Origin of the sequence: Mariprofundus aestuarium, assembly GCF_002795805.1 — a bacterium.
Classification (GTDB): domain Bacteria; phylum Pseudomonadota; class Zetaproteobacteria; order Mariprofundales; family Mariprofundaceae; genus Mariprofundus; species Mariprofundus aestuarium.
Genome location: NZ_CP018799.1, coordinates 1,071,220 through 1,086,903, shown reverse-complemented (window position 1 = coordinate 1,086,903; position 15,684 = coordinate 1,071,220). Strand labels below are relative to the sequence as shown.

Below are 15,684 nucleotides of genomic sequence, written 5' to 3'. Positions count from 1 at the left end.
GCGCTCTCCATTTACCCTTATTGTAGCAAACTATTCCTGCCTTCGGGCTTTAACCCTCCAGCACCTGACGTATGACCTGACTCATATCACTCACTGCATAAGGCTTGGAGATCACTGGCTCATCAATCTCAGCCCTCTCTTTACCAAGCGCACTCAACTTGTCATAACCGGTAGCGTAGATCGCTTTAGCATCAGGATTGATCTCCCTGATCAGCCGTAGCGCCTCGGGGCCTCCAAGATGCGGCATCACAACATCAAGAATCACCAGATCAATCTCCTGAAAACGGCTCTGGTATTTTGCCACTGCAAGCTGCCCATCCTCGGCTGTAATCACGTGATAATTCAGCCCCTCGAGAATATCCCTGCCGATCTCCAACACGCTCCCGTTATCATCGACCAGCAGGATCGTTTCGCCCTGCCCCATCACCACCTCATCCGTTGCAGCAGGGAGAGCGGCATCCTCTTCAGCAGTCACAAGTGGCAGATAAATCGAGAGTTCTGTTCCGGAACCGACCTCTGATTCGACATCGATCACACCGCCATGGCTGGTAATTGTGCCATAGACCATCGAGAGGCCAAGGCCGGTTCCCTTATCTACATCCTTGGTGGTAAAGAAAGGCTCGAAGATATGATCAAGATGCTCTTCGCTGATCCCCTTGCCGTTATCCCTGACCCGGATCAGAGCGAAATATTCACCCTCGACAGCCTTGTGATGCTGTAGGAAAGAGTCATCGGCATGGAATCTCTCCAGCACCATTTCAATGATCGGTGACTCCACTGCTTCAACCGCATCGAGGGCGTTGTTGATCAAGTTCATCAGTGCCTGCTGCAGCTGATTGATATCGCCGCGAACCAGCATACCCACCTCTTTTACATCCAGCTTGAATGCAATGTTCTCCGGCAGGGAAACCCTCAGCAGTTTGACTGCCTCCTTGAGGAAGGATGAGATCGATAGGGTTTGCATCTGGACGATCCCCTTGCGGGAGAAGGCGAGCAGCTTCTGAATCGTCGCTGCAGCACTGAATGATAGTTTCTCGACACTATCAATGTGCCTGATCACCTCCGGCATCTCAGCAGCCTTTCTCCTAGCGAGATAGAGGTTGCCGGTGATACCCGCCAGCGTGTTATTGAAATCGTGGGCAATGCCGCCGACAAGTGTTCCGATCGCCTCCATTTTCTGGGCCTGGTGGAACTGCTCTTCCAACTCCTCGTACTCCTTCAGCCCCTGCTGGATACCGATGTAATTGGTGATGTTGTCATCCTCACCCCTGATCGGCGATATGGTGAGCATCGCAGGATAGAGATCACCCGACTTCGCCCTGTTAATCACCTTGCCTTGCCACACCCGGCCTGTCGAAATCACCTCCCACATCTTCCGGTAGGCATCGCCATGCTGGTCACCACTCTTGAGAAGGCGATGGTTCTGCCCGATTGCCTCCTCTTCACTGTATCCAGTAAGCGCAGTAAAGGCCGGATTGATATATTCGATGGTGCCCTCAAGATCAGTAATCGCCACCGCCTCACCTGACTGTTCTACCGCCTGTGACAGTTTACGAATCCTTGCCTCGGCTCTCTTTCGTTCTCTGATGTCTCTGACAAACCCCTGCCACTGGCCATCTGGAAGGATGTTGGCACTCACCTCAACCGGAACGAATGTGCCATCTTTTCTTTTCAGTCTCCATTCAGAGGTATGAGCAGCGCCCTCAATCATCTCTTCTTTTGATTCCAGAAGGCGATGCACATCTTCTGGAGGAATCAGATCAACAATGGTTTTACCAATGATTTCGCTGCGCTCAAAACCGAGCATCTGACAACCGGCACTATTCACATCTACATACTGCCCGTTGATGTCCGCCATGAAAATCCCATCGGAAGCCTGTTCAACCACCTGCCTGAATCGCTCTTTACTCTGCAACAGTTCAGCTTCAGCCAGTTTGCGCTCGGTGACATCGTAACCGATGGAGAGCAGGCCTATGACTTCCCCCTTTTCATTTCGATGCGTTTTATCATACCACTCAATGAGAATCTCATGGCCATCACTGGCAACAATCGGATTAATATTGCCATGCGTCTGTATGTCTTCTATTGCCTCAGAAAAAAGTTTGCGAATCTCATTGTGATCCGCTTTCGGCAGAAAGGTGTCAAACCAGTCCTTTCCCTTCACCTCATCCAGCGTATAACCGCTCAACGCCTCCATGAATGGGTTGATATATTCAATGGTTCCATCCCTGTTCAACAGCAGCACAATCGTCTGGGCGGCATTGAGCAGGCCAACCGAAAAGTCGTGTTCCGCTCTTAGTGCAAGATTCTTTTCCTGCAACTCATGCTGCTGCTCTTTTACCCTGCGCATCAGATTCCATTTGTGGGTCAGTGCTGCGGCGATCTGCTGAACCTCAATGCTCTCGAACGGTTTCTTCAATACCAGCAGTTGGTCTGTGGCACCCAGCTCCTTCTGCATATGCTCCCAACTGTAGTCGGAGTAGGCGGTAACAATAGTGACCTGAATATCGGGATCTACCTGCCAGATGCGCCTAATCGTTTCGATGCCATCCCACCCCGGTGGCATGCGCACATCGACAAAGGCTGCGGCATAGGGGCTACCCTCGGCCAGCGCCCTCTCCACCATATCCAGTCCCTCTTCACCCTGGCTGACGCAATCAACGATAAAGTTCGGACGTTTTACTGCCTCGGGCGGCGCGTAATTACCGAGAATATCTGCAGCCAGCGAGTCGGATGCAGAAGATTCGGAAGACGGGGCCAGAACACGCCTATAATCGGCATGCAATTCGGGCATATCATCAATGACAAGAACCCTCCGGTTCATCGCATCCATCTCTCAGGTCTCCAACTCATGGCGCAACCTCTGGCTCAAGATATTCATTCTGAACGGTTTCACAATGATGCTCTCCTCTGCCCGTTTCGCATAGCCCAGATGATTGCCCGGATCATGGTCGCAAAGGATCACTTTCAGCTCAGGGGCCAACTCCTGCAGGCGTTTCACAGCATCACCGCCACTGTTCAAGTCTATCAGGGCAAGATCAACAAGGTCCCTGTTCGCATTAAACAGCGCCACCGCTTCCTGCTCATCTGATGCAGCCAACACCTTGTAACCAAGGCTCTCTAACACCCCTTCTCCTACAGCACGATCACTCCCTTTACCATCCAGCAGCAAGATCATCTCACCATGCCCATCCATAATGGTAAATTCCTGCTCAATCAACTTCATTCTGTGCATCAGATCCCATTTGCGCGACAGGGAAGTGGCAATGGAGAGCAGCTCGATGCTCTCGAATGGCTTCTTCAATAACTGCAGCTGATCTGTATCGCCCAGGTCCCGGGTGATATCCCCCCAACTGTAATCGGAATAGGCGGTCACAATGGTTATCTGGATATCGGGATCGACCTGCCAGATATGCCTTATCGTCTCTATGCCATTCCAGCCCGGTGGCATACGCACATCAACAAAAGCGACGGCATAGGGGCGCCCCTCTGCCAGCGCTTTCTCGACAAGTTCCACCCCCTTCTGGCCCTGAGAGGCACAATCCACATCAAAACCTGCCTTGGAGACGGCCCCTTCATAACCGCCATCGAGAATATCAGAGGCAAGAGCATCTACGGCTGATGATTCAGTCGTTTCAACCAGAACTCGTAGATAGTCGGCATGGATATCCTGCATATCATCGATAACGAGGACCCTTCTGTTGATCTCTTCCAAATCGCTACTCCACGGCATGATTTGTCACCATCGGCAACTCAAGCCTAAAACAGACTCCCTTCCCATCTTCACTATGGGAAAGGATTAACCGGCCACCCATCTCAACGGCAAGATTAGCTGCGCTGTGCAGCCCAAACCCCGAGTGGCCCTCCTTGGTGGAGAAGCCGTGTGAGAAGACCTTCTCTTTCAGCTCCCCGCTGATGCCGGGGCCGTTGTCGCAGATCTCAAAACAGAATCGGTCATTTCCAACCATTTCTATTTTCAGTTCAATCCTTCGAGGTCGATCACCAACCAAAGCAAGCGCTTCAATCGCATTCTTCAACAGGTTCTCCAGCACCTGCATCACCTTGTGTTTCTGCAGTGCACAGGTGGGAACAGTGCCTGTTTTCCGTTGCAGGTCGATTTTAAGCTCTTCAATACGTTCGGTAAAATGACCGAGAGAGCGATTCAGGAGTTTCGCCGGGCTGATCGTCTCTTTGACCTCGTTACTCTCCAGCGAACCGCTTTGTGACTGAATGATGGCCCTCACATGTTCGACATGTTCGGCCATCTGCATGAGATCATCCCGCCACTGCTGCTGTTCGCCCGCCACAGCTTGGGCAAGCTGCTCGAAATAGGCCGGTATCTGTTTGCCTTTTGGATCCGAGGTGATGAACTCACCAAGCTTCTCCCCCTGCTCCTGCATCAGCGCCACGATAGCAGGCAGGCTTCTGACCGAGGTTTTCTCAAGCTGCGACTGCAGCTGCTGTACGGAGATATTGATGCTGTTAAGCACATTGCCGGCATTGTGGATCACCTCACGGGCCACCTCGCCCTTACCTGAATCGTGCGAGAGATCGGATATTGTCTGGAAATCACGGGCATGGTTGATCGCCAGCGCTGCCACGTTACGGATCAAGAGCGCCATATTGAGATAGCGGCTCCGATGCTGAGGAAAAGCGATCTTCTCAATCGCGATAAAACCGAAGGTCTCATCTGAACTGCTGATCCTTACCCAGAAACCATCTTCATCAATCCAGCCAAAATCGCCGCCAGCAGGATCAATTGATGCCTGTGCTGCAGTGGCATGATCCGGCTCTGAACTGAGGGGCTGGCCAAAACCGTTATCCTCCCATGGGATATAGGAGCACTGCTTTGGTGCCAGAAGCATCTGGAAGGTAGTAATCAAGGCATGGGTGATATCATACTCGCTCTTCTGGTCGGTAAGCCTGCCGAGCAGGTCGGCCACCATCGCATACTCTGCCTGCTGCTGGAGTGCCTCATCCAGTCTCTTATGGGCATCCTCGGTCGAAAGATCACTGCTTAACCGCTTGAGAAGATGGCTGTAATAATCCAGTCCCACTTCAATCCGCTCCGATGGGATATCCAGATACTCGGCCATATCAGCAAACCTGCCAGCACTCCCTGCGTCGGTGCCGGTATCTACCAGAAGCAGCCGCTTTGCTGTCTCCTGGAAAAAACGCCTGGCACTTTGCTGATCGAAGCCCATCACATGCTCGATCTGGTTTTTCCAGCCGGAGAGCCAACCCGGAGTGATAAGGTGATAACTTTTCGCCATATAGTGATTGACCAGTTGTGGTTGCATAAAGAGGTAGAAGCACTGCTCAACGTGATGAACCTTGATGGTTCGATCCGGCCACTGCAGCGGATCGAGGTTGGTGGTGCAGCAGCCCCCCAACACAAGAGATGGCTCATCAGCATTACCACTGTCGGAGATAAGTCTGTTCCAATCTGTCGGTGGACGCCCGCACTGGGCGGGAAAACCAACGACCTCACCATCAATACCGGCAAGCTTGAGCGCCTGTTCAGTCTCGGTCCTGAAGTAGCTGCAGACAAATAATTTAATGACAACCTCCCATCACATTTTCAGTGGGTACTTGCCCCATTCACGCACTGCATCGGAGATATTGAGCAGCACCTCATCGGGCACCTGCCAGGGAATTTCACCGTGGTTGTCCGAAAGAATGAAACCACCGCCAGAACCAGCCTTGGCAATTGCATCCTTAACCACCGCCTCCGCCTGCGATGGTGTCCAGTTACGCATCTCAATCGCATTCATGTTGCCGAGTATCGTAAGCTTCCCTCTGCAGGCATCCTTCATGGTGGCGAGATCCTCCATGACGCTGGTGCCAACCACTGCAGTGCCGGTCTGAGCAATATCATCAACAATCGGCAGGCAACACCCGGAGGCCATGTGGGTCGCTGTTGGCCCGTTGATGCGGGCAATCGTGCGCTGGGCCACCTTGAAGCCGGTTTCAAGATACATCTCTCGATTGGTAACCGTCGTAGATGCAACCGGGTCGAAATAACAGATCGCAGTCGCCCCCGCCTCAAGCTGGGCATTTGCCCATGCAACACAGAACTCCTCGTTCACCTGCATCAACTTCTCAAAGAGCGGCCTGTTCTCATACATCAGCCTGATATAAGCGGGAAAACCCATCTGCATGACCGGCAGGGAGAAAGGTGACATCACCACCCCGATAATCGGCGCCTCATCCTGGATTTCAGCCTTGATCATCCGGGTCGCCTTCAACACCTTGGCGAGGCAGGCCATGTCATGAATATCCGGCACCGCCAAATCCGTAATCTGTCGCGGATCTTGGATAAAAGGTCGGCCCGAGTTGGGAGGGCCATCCTCGAAATAGATCACTTCACCGCCCCATGCCTCCACCTCGATCGGAGCGTAGAAGAAGCTGTAGATGCAGTCATCCCGGTATTTGGCCCGAAGTTTCAGCTGCCCCTCGACAACATGCTCAGCCTTGGAGAAATACTCCTCGATGGATAGTCCCATCTCTCTGGCGCCATGCATCGTCAGCAGCAGGAAAAACGGCACCCGGTCCGGCTCCTGATGGCCGAGCGTGGTCAGTACGCGCTGTAGTGAGGTCATTGATTCACCATTCATGACACACCCCCTAACATTCCGGAAATAATATCCCGGGCCTCCATGCCATCCTTGCCTGTGGCATCAGCCCCAACCTCCTTCCAGAGGTTGTGATCAAAGCGAAACGGTGCACCGCCCACGACTACCTTCACATCGAGCCCCTCCTCCTTCAGCCGCTTGACCAGATCGCCAACCAGAAGGGCTGAGCGCAGCATCAACACCGACACCAGCAGGATTTTCGTACCGTGCTCTTTGACCTTTTCAATCACCTCATCAACATGCAGGCCGTGTCCGAAATCCTGCAGCTCATAACCGCTGGCCCGAAGTATCGAGTAGACGATTCTCTCACCTAACACATGAAAATCCTCAAGCACGACAATACCCATATTGGGCTGCTTGATACGGTTGGGGTCGGCCGGCGGAAGAATTTCATCCACGAGCTCTTCGCAGATCGTGCCGCTCATATAGACCTGTGCAAGGGCATACCTGCCTGATTCCCAGCCCAGACCGATCTTCTCAAGGGCTGGTATTACTATATTGGAGACACACGCCAGTGTCCCCTCCTCATCCGCACCGGCTAAGATGATTTCCCGGGCCCTTACCCGGTCCATATCCGCCAACGCTTTCTCAAACTTGAGACTCACTTCCATGACCCTGAGACCTCCGTAAGGCGGGGTATTCAGATTCAATCCCGAATTTTGTACATATCTAGATTGATTATAGCCTAATAAAGCAAGGCTTGCATTGATTTCCCTTAGAAAAAACGCGATTCCTGATCGTTCTGCGAGACTAAGCTGAGATACGATCCCATAGCAGTTCAAAACGGCTCAAATCAGAGTAGAAATGGGGAGAAAAACGGATGCCGCCAGCGCGGTGCGCACAGATCAGGCCTGCGGCCATCAGCCTGCGGTAGAGATCAGCATGGCCATCGTTATCCAGAGAGCGAACACGAAATGTGACAATGCCACCGTGGCGACCGGGTTGTTCAGGGGTAATCAGTTCCAGTTCACCCCTGCTGTGAACCCAATCGATCAATGTTTCTGACCTTGTAAGAACCTCTACCTCAACCCGATCCATCCCGACCTCCTGCAGCAGCGAGAGAGAGGCATTGAGTGCATAGATGCCGAGCATATTGGGGCTGCCCGGTTCAAAGCGACGGGCTGATTGAGCCGGGGTCCAGTCGATAGCGTCGAACTCCCCCGCTCGCCGCACCATACGCCAGCCAAATTGAGATAGCTTGAGTTGATCCCGCGCCTCTGCTTTTGAGTAGAAAAGTGCCAACCCTTCCGGCCCCAGCATCCATTTATGGCCATCAGCCACCACGAAATCAGCATGGCAGGCCTGAGCATCAAACTGCAGTGCTCCAAGGCTCTGGATGGCATCCACACAGAAGAGAATGCCATGATCATGGCAGAACTGCCCGAGCCGCTTCAGATCCATGCGCAAGCCCGTGCCATACTGCACCGAGCTGATGGTGAGCAGGCGCGTATGCTCATCACAACGAGCCATTAACGCCGCTTCCGGATCATCCCCTGAAATATCAGCCTGGCGCAGCTCAACACCCTGCTCATGCAGGGATTCCCAGACGATACGATTGGAGGGGAACTCCTGATTACTCGAAACCACATTATCCCCGGCCTGACATTCCAGTCCGTAAGCGACCAGTGAAAGCGCCTCCGAGGTGTTTTTGCAGAGCGCGATGTCATCACTCGAAGCGGCATTCACCAACCGCTGCAAGCGCCCGCGAAGCTCTGCCTCAACCTTCAGCCACTCAAGGTAACCCGCTGCGCCCCTGCGCACATTCTCATCTGCATAGGCTTTAATCGCATCAGCCGTGCGTCTTGGCCAGACGCCGACAGCCGCATGATTGAAATAGACCAAATCAGCATCGAGCGGAAACTCCGCGTCGATATTCAACTGCTAATCCCTGAAGTTGGTGAATGAGAGTGGACGGTCGCTCTCCATGCCTTTAATAAGGGCCATGACTGCCTGCAGATCATCGCGCTTCTTGCCAGTCACGCGCAGCTGATCGCCCTGAATAGCGGCCTGCACCTTCATCTTCTCATCCTTGATCTTCTTCACAATCTTTTTAGAGAGTTCAGTGCTCATCCCCTGCTTGATGGTGATCTCCTGACGCTTGCAACCACCACTGGCATCCTGCGGGTCACCATACTCCAGGCACTTTGGGTCAAGATTGCGACGCACAAGTTTGGCACGCAGAAGCTCGGTCACGGTATTGAGTTTGTTGATATCATCGCCAACAACGGTGATGCCTTTTTCACCCAACTCTATACTGGCCTTGGACCCCTTAAAGTCATAGCGAGTGGTAATCTCCTTGATTACCTGATTCACCGCATTGGTCATCTCCTGCATATCGGTTTCACTAACAACATCGAAACTTGGCATGTTTACTCCATCAATTGGTCTTTAAATAGTATCCCTGATGCCAAAATATGCCCTCGGAAGCTTTGACAAGCAATGCACCAGACTTAAGATGCAGCAATCAGGAGTACTCTTTGCCGAACGCGTTTAAACATGATTTTTCTGATCAGGTTTCACCGGGCCAACCAGCCGGTTCGAATCGTCGTCGAAAAAAAAGAGCTAGAGGTCGCTTCAAGCGCTTCTCGATGCCTCGCATGCCAAAGTTCTCGCTTTCACTGAAAGCACCAAAGCTTCCCTCTCAAAGCGGAATTTCGACAGGCTCCAGCTTGCCGCGCATCCCAGCCCCCGGCTGGTTCCCATTGGTAGGTACAGCCATCGGCTTTATTGCCATCATGCTCTTTGTAAGTGGTGGTGGCCGTGATGTTGATGCCAGCGTCTCCCTTCCTCAGGAGGAGTGGATTTCACCGCAGGTAGATCTGGAGGCAGGAGAACAAACCAGAACCACTACTACTACCGTTAAGGCAGGCGACAATGCCATCTCGGCACTGGTCAATCTCGGCTTTGACTACTCGACCAGTCATGCCCTGATCACCAAAGCCAATGCGATCTACAAGCTCAGAAACATCAGGGTTGGCCAGAGCTTCACCCGTATCGACAGCGGCGGCGGCACTTCCATATTCTACAATATCGATGGCGCAAAACGGCTGCACCTGCAGAAACAGAATGGAGCCGATGAGTGGCAGGCCACGCTGGATGAGCGCAAAGTCTATTCCCGCCAGCGGGTCGCCTTCGGCACCATTCAGGACAGCCTCTTTGCCTCTGCTGAACGAGCTGGCTTGGATCAGCGCACCACAATGAATCTTGTTGATATCTTTGCTTGGGATATCGATTTTGCCCGTGACCTGCGTGCCGGTGATAGCTACCAACTGGTTTACGAAGAGCGCTATAACGATGCGGGGAGAATGCTGGAGAGCAGTATTCTGGCAGCTGAATTTATCAACCGGGGGGAGAAGTACCAGGCCGTTCGTTATGAACAGGCCGAAGGCAAGGTCGACTATTTCACGCCTGAAGGCAAAAGCATGCGCAAGGCTTACCTGAAAGCGCCCGTGAAGTTTTCCCGTATCTCTTCAACCTTTAAAACTAAACGCAAACATCCCGTACTCGGTTACACCCGCGCCCATCGCGGTGTCGATTACGCCTCCCCGAGCGGCACCCCGATCCATGCCATTGGCGACGGTTTCATCACCTTTGTCGGCTGGAAAAACGGCTATGGCCGTTTTATCTCGATACGCCACAATAACCGCAATCACACCAGTGCCTATGCACATATGCGCAGCTACGCTAAAGGTATTAAGAAAGGCATGAAGGTACGTCAGGGTGCAATCATCGGTTATGTCGGCATGTCCGGTCTGGCAACAGGGCCGCACCTGCACTTCGAGTTCCGCTCCCGTGGCCGCGCGGTGAATCCACTGACAGTAAAACACCCTCCGGCGCAGCCGGTGGCAACTACAGAGAAGCAGCGTTTCCAGACCCAAACCGCCCCGCTTCTGGGTCGTCTGAAAGAAAATTCTGCACCGCTAGTCTGGGGCTAATATGACAATAATTGAAAGACAGAAAAAGTGGCTTGAGAAAGCCACCGAAGTACTCAACATCGAAATTGATGCACTGAAAGCACAGAGGGATGCGCTCGATGAAAGCTTTACACAGGCCGTTGAAACAGTCCTAGATATTGAAGGGCGGCTTGTTGTCGTCGGCATGGGAAAATCGGGCATCATTGCCAAAAAGATTGCCGCCACGTTTGCCTCGACAGGCACTCCGGCTTTCTTCGTGCATGCCGCTGAAGCGCAGCATGGTGACCTTGGCATGATTACCGGCTCCGATGCAGTTCTAGCCCTTTCTCACAGTGGCGAAACCCGGGAGGTGTGCGGCCTGCTTCCGGAGATCAAACGGCGCGGCGCAAAAGTAATCGCCATTACCGGCAACAAGCAGTCAACGCTGGCACAACATGCCGATATAGTACTGCATATCCCTGTCACCCTCGAAGCATGTCCACTGAACCTTGCCCCTACCGCTTCCACCACTGCAACTCTGGCACTGGGCGATGCGCTTGCAGTGGTCATCCTGAATCAGCGCGGCTTTAAAGAAGAGGACTTTGCCCGTGTGCATCCAGCCGGAAGCCTCGGCAAAAAACTGCTGCGTGTGGCCGATGTCATGCATCAAGGCGATGCCCTGCCGATGGTTGCTCACGATGCCAAACTTCGTGATGCCATTATGGAGATGAGCAGGCACAGGCTCGGTATTACCGGTATCAATGAGAATGGCAACATGACCGGTTGCCTCACCGATGGTGACCTGCGTCGTATTCTGGAGTCCGGCCATATGGACCTTGATGCGCCGGTGCGTGAACTGATGCACAGGAACCCGATGAAGATTGATGCTGGCAAGCTGGCCAGTGAAGCACTGCACCTGATGGAAGAGCGTAAGATCATGGTGCTCTTCGTCTGTGCGGAAAATGAAGAGAAGGTTGTCGGCATCGTACACATGCATGATATTCTCCATGGAGGCATCTGATGAGCCAGAAAAAAGGATTTGATTTCCCTTTAGATAAAGCGGCTGATATCCGCATGCTGATTCTCGATGTCGATGGTGTTTTTACCGATGGTTCCATCATCATGGACAAAAATGGTGATGAACATAAGGCATTCAACGTGCGTGATGGCCATGGTATCAAGATGATACAGCGGGCAGGCATACAGGTTGCCATTATTACCGGACGCATCTCTCCCGTTGTTGAACAGCGCGCAACCGACCTGGGCATCGAATATGTGATTCAGAAATGTCTGAATAAGGCTGAGGGACTGGCAAGGCTGGAACATGAGTCCGGCATCCCGGCTTCGCAATGCGCCATGATGGGTGACGATGTCATCGACCTGCCACCGATGTACGCATGCGGCCTGAGTTTGGCACCTGCCGATGCGCATCTGTCGGTGCTTAACCATGTCGACTGGATTTCAGATCATCCGGGGGGACGCGGTGCCATCCGTCAGGCAGCAGAGGGATTGCTGCTGGCAATAGATGCCTGGGATGAGGTCGTCTTCAAGCGTTACAACGTCTCCCCTGAAGATTGCGGCTGGTAATACAGCCCCCTGATGAAAATCTGGCGATGGGCAAAATGGGCTAGTCTCACTGTTTCAGTGGGAAGCATCATACTGGCCATTGTCCTGATGTGGTTCTCAGGCCCAGCAGAGGTTGATAAAGCAACGGAATCAACCGAGAAGCCTAAAACCGAGGTGGAGAGTCCTGTTATTGTCGAACGCAAGGATGGGAAAATTATCTGGCAATTGCGTGCCAAAGAGGCCAAGCAGCAGCTGGATGGAAAAATGCATCTGATCCTGCCTGTGCTGACACTCTTCACCCAGCAGAATCGTGAGGTGATCATCAACGGTGAGCAGGCATGGTTTGAACCTCTGCAGCGTAATATCCACTTTCAGAGCCAGGTGAACGTCAACTACGAAGGATGGGCGATGCAGACAGAGTCGCTGATCTACGACAGTACGATGGATGAAGTCCACATACCCGAGAGCTTCTCCATCAAGGGGAAAACAATCTCGGCTAGGGGTAAAGATATGCACTTGCAGCGAAGCAGTGACCGGATCACTGTAGATGGTGGCATCTGGATTCAGGATAGCGATCCGAAATGGCAGGGAGTGAAGTAGTGATCAGGATTCTGGCAATCGTAGTACTCTTTCTAATACCGACCCAGCTCTGGGCCGGGCCGATGGAGATTGAATCGGATAAGATGACCTTTCTGCATAAAAGCGAACGGGCGGAATTCATCAATAAGGTTCACCTAAAGCGAGATGACTTCGAGATTTATTGTGACAGGCTTCTTGCCTACTATAAAAACAACAAGCTGGATCGGGCAGAAGCCTTCGGCCATATCCGACTCCTCCAGAAAGATATCACCGGCAGGTCGGACAGAGCGATTCTGGATCAAAAGAATAATATCCTGACCCTGATTGGCCATGCCGTACTGGAACAGGCAGGCAACCGCATTGAGGGTGAAACCATCGTACATGACATGGCTCGTGAAAAAACCGTTGTTCAACCTGACAAGGGCGGCCGAACGCATATGACCATCGATTCAGATGAGCCACACACTCCTGCCCAGAAAAGGAAAGTAAAATGAGTACTGTCCACCACCTCTCCGCCAAAGGATTGTGTAAAAGTTATCGCAACAAACAGGTGGTTTCTGGCGTCGATATCGACCTCTTCTCCGGAGAATGCATCGGCCTGCTAGGGCCGAATGGGGCAGGAAAAACCACCAGCTTCTACATGGTATGCGGGCTGATTACCGCCGACAGCGGCCAGGTCTCACTTGATGATCGAGATATCACGGCACAACCGATGCATTTACGAGCTCGCAGCGGCATCGGCTACCTGCCGCAGGAGGCGAGTATCTTTCGTAAACTGACTGTTCGTGAAAACCTGCTGGCCATCTTCGAAACGCTGAACCTTCCGGATCTGCAGATTGAGGAGGAGCTGGAAAACCTTCTCATCGAACTCGGTATTGAAGGGGTGAAGGACCAGAAAGCCTATACCCTGTCGGGCGGTCAGCGCCGGCGCACCGAAATTGCCCGTGCTCTGGTCAGCAAGCCACGTTTCCTGCTGCTGGACGAGCCGTTTGCAGGTGTCGATCCGATTGCTGTTGAGGATATTCAGGCCATTATCGCCGAGCTGAAAACCAAGGGGATCGGCATCCTTATTACCGACCATAATGTCCGCGACACGCTCTCTATCTGCGACCGGGCATACCTAATGAGTGCTGGAGAGATCATCGTGCACGGCACTTCAGATGAGGTTATTGCCCATCCTGATGCCCGCCGCCTCTATCTTGGAGAAAGCTTCTCAATGTGATTTCACTTACTGCTGGAAGGCTCCGGAGAGTAAGAGTGGCGATCGGCAAGGGATGATGAAACAGGAATACCGGGCATTGCCCTTATCTGAATATCTTTTACAGTTTCAGGCAACAGTAAATTCAAGGGCGGCAGATCATGAGTAACACCGGCACACATCAGGAATCGGTAATCGTGGCCATGACCGGCGCATCAGGTGCTGCCTATGGCCTGCGACTGATTCGGCGTCTTGCCCTGGCAGGCGTACCACAGCACATTCTGCTCTCTGATGCTGCACGGGTAGTGCTCAAACAGGAAGCTGATCTGGAACTCCCCGGTGGAACGGACGCTACGGTTACAGCACTATCCAGCCACCTTGATATCCCCTCCTCTCTTATTCGCTGCTATGAACTGAACGACTGGTTTTCACCCGCCGCCTCAGGCTCTGCAGGCATCAAGCGCATGGTGGTCATCCCCTGCTCGATGGGATCGCTCGGCCGGATTGCAGCAGGTTTATCGGACAACCTGATTGAACGTGCTGCCGATGTGATACTTAAAGAGAGGCGACAGCTGATCCTCGTGCCCCGGGAAACACCGCTGTCGTCCATTCACCTGGAAAATATGCTGAAGCTTTCCCGTTTGGGAGTAGATATAATGCCAGCCATGCCTGCTTTTTATCATCGTCCCCAATCGCTTGAAGAGATCACCGACTTTCTCGTTGATCGCGTATTCGACCACCTGAACATCTCTAACCCTGAGGCAAAGCAATGGGGCACATCATGATACTTCGGACTGTAGCCGTTCTCCTGCTTCTCTCGTGCTCAGGCTGTGTCGCCTTATCTGCTGTGTCCGCCATCCCCGGTACACTGTTTGAGTTTGTGGGAAGTCAGTTTGTAGGTGAAGAGAGGAGTTATCCCGCCAGCATGCGCAAAACTCTGACTGCCGTGCAGAAGAGTCTTCAGGCAATGAAACTGGATGTTGATATACTGGAGATCCAGAGTGACGGGGGTTACGGCATAGGTTTCGGCAACGAACGTCTCGATGGTGAAATCACGTTGAGAATACAGACGCCTGCGCTGACCACAGTTTATGTAAAGGCCAAGCAGAGTACGCGTGAAGCATCGGTTGAACATGCCATCATCGAGATGATTGATGGCCAACTGCAGAACCTTCCAAAGAAGGCCCGCTTCGATGCCAAGAAGTACAACAGCCTGAGACAGGACCCCAGCAGTAAATCACCACGTGTTGGATGGGCTCGCCCTGGTGCCCGCCTTGAAGCAAGCAACAGCAACGTCAAACAGTGGCTGAAGGTCAAGCTGCCTTCAGGAGAGACCGCCTACCTGAAAGGCACTATTATTGACGATGACGAGAAGCAGAAAAGAAAAATAATCCTGAGTAAATCGGAGTAGAAGATGTCAGATAATCAGCAACCACTGGATGATATTGCGGAGAAAATTGCCGGTGGCATTCGCATGCTTGGCGGCCTGAAACAGGGTGCCGAAGCACAGGTACGCAGCATTGTCGAAAATGCCCTGTCACAGTTCGATGTCGTTACGCATGAACGCATGCAGGTGCAGGAAGCAATGCTGAGAAAAGCGAAAGAGGAGTTGCATGCTCTGGATTCACGGGTTGCCGAACTGGAAGCCCAGCTCAAAAAACTCTCCCATTAACAACAGCTTCACACCTCCGTCACCCCTTATTTAAATGCCTGCATCTTAGGGTTATTTGAATAGTGAAAGTTAAATTCCCTGATCCGGGCTATTTTCCAAGGGTTGGATTTGGGATTATTCATGAAAATGATCAGATGTTGG

Annotated in this window: 17 protein-coding genes; 10 read left to right on the top strand and 7 right to left on the bottom strand. The window is 52.6% G+C overall.

Annotation, left to right across the window (positions count from 1 at the left end):
* Nucleotides 1-49: 49 nt before the first annotated feature.
* From Ga0123461_RS05355 to Ga0123461_RS05345, 3 genes are read right to left on the bottom strand one after another with little or no spacing between them, the layout of a single operon-like run.
* A complete protein-coding gene (locus Ga0123461_RS05355) occupies nt 50-2,833 on the bottom strand; it encodes a hybrid sensor histidine kinase/response regulator (protein WP_100277387.1) in 2,784 nt (927 codons plus the stop codon).
* 3 nt (nt 2,834-2,836) lie between these two features.
* On the bottom strand, nt 2,837-3,733 hold the full coding sequence (locus Ga0123461_RS05350; protein WP_100277386.1) for a response regulator: 897 nt from the start codon (nt 3,731-3,733) through the stop codon (nt 2,837-2,839).
* Complete coding sequence (locus tag Ga0123461_RS05345) at nt 3,720-5,396, bottom strand: ATP-binding protein (RefSeq protein WP_198507137.1); 1,677 nt, start codon at nt 5,394-5,396, stop codon at nt 3,720-3,722. Before Ga0123461_RS05345 ends, Ga0123461_RS05350 begins: the two co-directional genes overlap by 14 nt.
* On the opposite strand from Ga0123461_RS05345, the gene Ga0123461_RS05340 reads away from it, so the two are divergent.
* Nucleotides 5,277-5,555 carry a hypothetical protein gene (locus tag Ga0123461_RS05340; RefSeq protein ID WP_198507182.1) on the top strand — a complete coding sequence of 93 codons (279 nt, stop codon included), beginning with the start codon at nt 5,277-5,279 and terminating at the stop codon, nt 5,553-5,555. The two genes, Ga0123461_RS05345 and Ga0123461_RS05340, sit on opposite strands and share 120 nt — an antisense overlap.
* 18 nt (nt 5,556-5,573) lie before the next feature.
* Here the strand turns inward: Ga0123461_RS05340 and Ga0123461_RS05335 are convergent, their stop codons facing one another.
* The 4 genes from Ga0123461_RS05335 to Ga0123461_RS05320 all read right to left on the bottom strand — a co-directional run bounded on the left by Ga0123461_RS05335 (nt 5,574) and on the right by Ga0123461_RS05320 (nt 9,002).
* Entirely contained in the window at nt 5,574-6,617 is a 1,044-nt protein-coding gene (locus Ga0123461_RS05335) for a uroporphyrinogen decarboxylase family protein (RefSeq protein ID WP_100277383.1), read from the bottom strand.
* On the bottom strand, nt 6,614-7,246 hold the full coding sequence (locus tag Ga0123461_RS05330; RefSeq protein WP_100277382.1) for a cobalamin B12-binding domain-containing protein: 633 nt from the start codon (nt 7,244-7,246) through the stop codon (nt 6,614-6,616). The genes Ga0123461_RS05335 and Ga0123461_RS05330 overlap by 4 nt, the downstream gene beginning before the upstream one ends.
* Nucleotides 7,247-7,385: 139 nt before the next feature.
* Nucleotides 7,386-8,513 carry an aminotransferase class V-fold PLP-dependent enzyme gene (locus Ga0123461_RS05325; protein WP_100277381.1) on the bottom strand — a complete coding sequence of 376 codons (1,128 nt, stop codon included), beginning with the start codon at nt 8,511-8,513 and terminating at the stop codon, nt 7,386-7,388.
* A 3-nt stretch (nt 8,514-8,516) separates the two neighbouring features.
* Nucleotides 8,517-9,002 carry a YajQ family cyclic di-GMP-binding protein gene (locus Ga0123461_RS05320; protein ID WP_100277380.1) on the bottom strand — a complete coding sequence of 162 codons (486 nt, stop codon included), beginning with the start codon at nt 9,000-9,002 and terminating at the stop codon, nt 8,517-8,519.
* Nucleotides 9,003-9,112: 110 nt separating this feature from the next.
* Between Ga0123461_RS05320 and Ga0123461_RS05315 the strand changes: the two genes are divergently transcribed.
* The 9 genes from Ga0123461_RS05315 (at nt 9,113) to Ga0123461_RS05275 (ending at nt 15,543) form a co-directional block, all read left to right on the top strand.
* Nucleotides 9,113-10,570, top strand: a complete 1,458-nt coding sequence (locus tag Ga0123461_RS05315; protein ID WP_232710385.1) for a M23 family metallopeptidase — start codon at nt 9,113-9,115, stop codon at nt 10,568-10,570.
* Between the two features lies 1 nt (nt 10,571).
* Complete coding sequence (locus Ga0123461_RS05310; protein WP_100277379.1) at nt 10,572-11,549, top strand: KpsF/GutQ family sugar-phosphate isomerase; 978 nt, start codon at nt 10,572-10,574, stop codon at nt 11,547-11,549.
* Nucleotides 11,549-12,115: a KdsC family phosphatase gene (locus Ga0123461_RS05305; RefSeq protein WP_100277378.1), complete on the top strand. Its 567-nt coding sequence runs from the start codon at nt 11,549-11,551 to the stop codon at nt 12,113-12,115. Before Ga0123461_RS05310 ends, Ga0123461_RS05305 begins: the two co-directional genes overlap by 1 nt.
* A gap of 57 nt (nt 12,116-12,172) precedes the next feature.
* Nucleotides 12,173-12,694 carry an LPS export ABC transporter periplasmic protein LptC gene (lptC, locus tag Ga0123461_RS05300; protein ID WP_232710382.1) on the top strand — a complete coding sequence of 174 codons (522 nt, stop codon included), beginning with the start codon at nt 12,173-12,175 and terminating at the stop codon, nt 12,692-12,694.
* Entirely contained in the window at nt 12,676-13,167 is a 492-nt protein-coding gene (gene lptA / locus Ga0123461_RS05295; RefSeq protein WP_100277376.1) for a lipopolysaccharide transport periplasmic protein LptA, read from the top strand. Before lptC ends, lptA begins: the two co-directional genes overlap by 19 nt.
* A complete protein-coding gene (gene lptB / locus Ga0123461_RS05290) occupies nt 13,164-13,895 on the top strand; it encodes an LPS export ABC transporter ATP-binding protein (RefSeq protein WP_100277375.1) in 732 nt (243 codons plus the stop codon). The genes lptA and lptB overlap by 4 nt, the downstream gene beginning before the upstream one ends.
* A gap of 137 nt (nt 13,896-14,032) precedes the next feature.
* Complete coding sequence (locus Ga0123461_RS05285; protein WP_100277374.1) at nt 14,033-14,656, top strand: UbiX family flavin prenyltransferase; 624 nt, start codon at nt 14,033-14,035, stop codon at nt 14,654-14,656.
* A 140-nt stretch (nt 14,657-14,796) separates the two neighbouring features.
* Nucleotides 14,797-15,282, top strand: coding sequence for an SH3 domain-containing protein (locus Ga0123461_RS05280; RefSeq protein WP_232710381.1), 486 nt, complete (start codon nt 14,797-14,799; stop codon nt 15,280-15,282).
* Nucleotides 15,283-15,285: 3 nt separating this feature from the next.
* Nucleotides 15,286-15,543, top strand: a complete 258-nt coding sequence (locus Ga0123461_RS05275; protein ID WP_100277373.1) for an accessory factor UbiK family protein — start codon at nt 15,286-15,288, stop codon at nt 15,541-15,543.
* Nucleotides 15,544-15,684: the final 141 nt, after the last annotated feature.

What these genes read in the sequence shown, in the direction of transcription:
- Ga0123461_RS05355 (WP_100277387.1), bottom strand. Translation starts at nt 2,833, where the DNA reads ATGGATGCGATGAACCGGAGGGTTCTTGTCATTGATGATATGCCCGAA.
- Ga0123461_RS05350 (WP_100277386.1), bottom strand. Translation starts at nt 3,733, where the DNA reads ATGCCGTGGAGTAGCGATTTGGAAGAGATCAACAGAAGGGTCCTCGTT.
- Ga0123461_RS05335 (WP_100277383.1), bottom strand. Translation starts at nt 6,617, where the DNA reads ATGAATGGTGAATCAATGACCTCACTACAGCGCGTACTGACCACGCTC.
- Ga0123461_RS05330 (WP_100277382.1), bottom strand. Translation starts at nt 7,246, where the DNA reads ATGGAAGTGAGTCTCAAGTTTGAGAAAGCGTTGGCGGATATGGACCGG.
- Ga0123461_RS05320 (WP_100277380.1), bottom strand. Translation starts at nt 9,002, where the DNA reads ATGCCAAGTTTCGATGTTGTTAGTGAAACCGATATGCAGGAGATGACC.
- Ga0123461_RS05310 (WP_100277379.1), top strand. Translation starts at nt 10,572, where the DNA reads ATGACAATAATTGAAAGACAGAAAAAGTGGCTTGAGAAAGCCACCGAA.
- Ga0123461_RS05305 (WP_100277378.1), top strand. Translation starts at nt 11,549, where the DNA reads ATGAGCCAGAAAAAAGGATTTGATTTCCCTTTAGATAAAGCGGCTGAT.
- lptA (WP_100277376.1), top strand. Translation starts at nt 12,676, where the DNA reads ATGGCAGGGAGTGAAGTAGTGATCAGGATTCTGGCAATCGTAGTACTC.
- lptB (WP_100277375.1), top strand. Translation starts at nt 13,164, where the DNA reads ATGAGTACTGTCCACCACCTCTCCGCCAAAGGATTGTGTAAAAGTTAT.
- Ga0123461_RS05285 (WP_100277374.1), top strand. Translation starts at nt 14,033, where the DNA reads ATGAGTAACACCGGCACACATCAGGAATCGGTAATCGTGGCCATGACC.
- Ga0123461_RS05280 (WP_232710381.1), top strand. Translation starts at nt 14,797, where the DNA reads ATGCGCAAAACTCTGACTGCCGTGCAGAAGAGTCTTCAGGCAATGAAA.
- Ga0123461_RS05275 (WP_100277373.1), top strand. Translation starts at nt 15,286, where the DNA reads ATGTCAGATAATCAGCAACCACTGGATGATATTGCGGAGAAAATTGCC.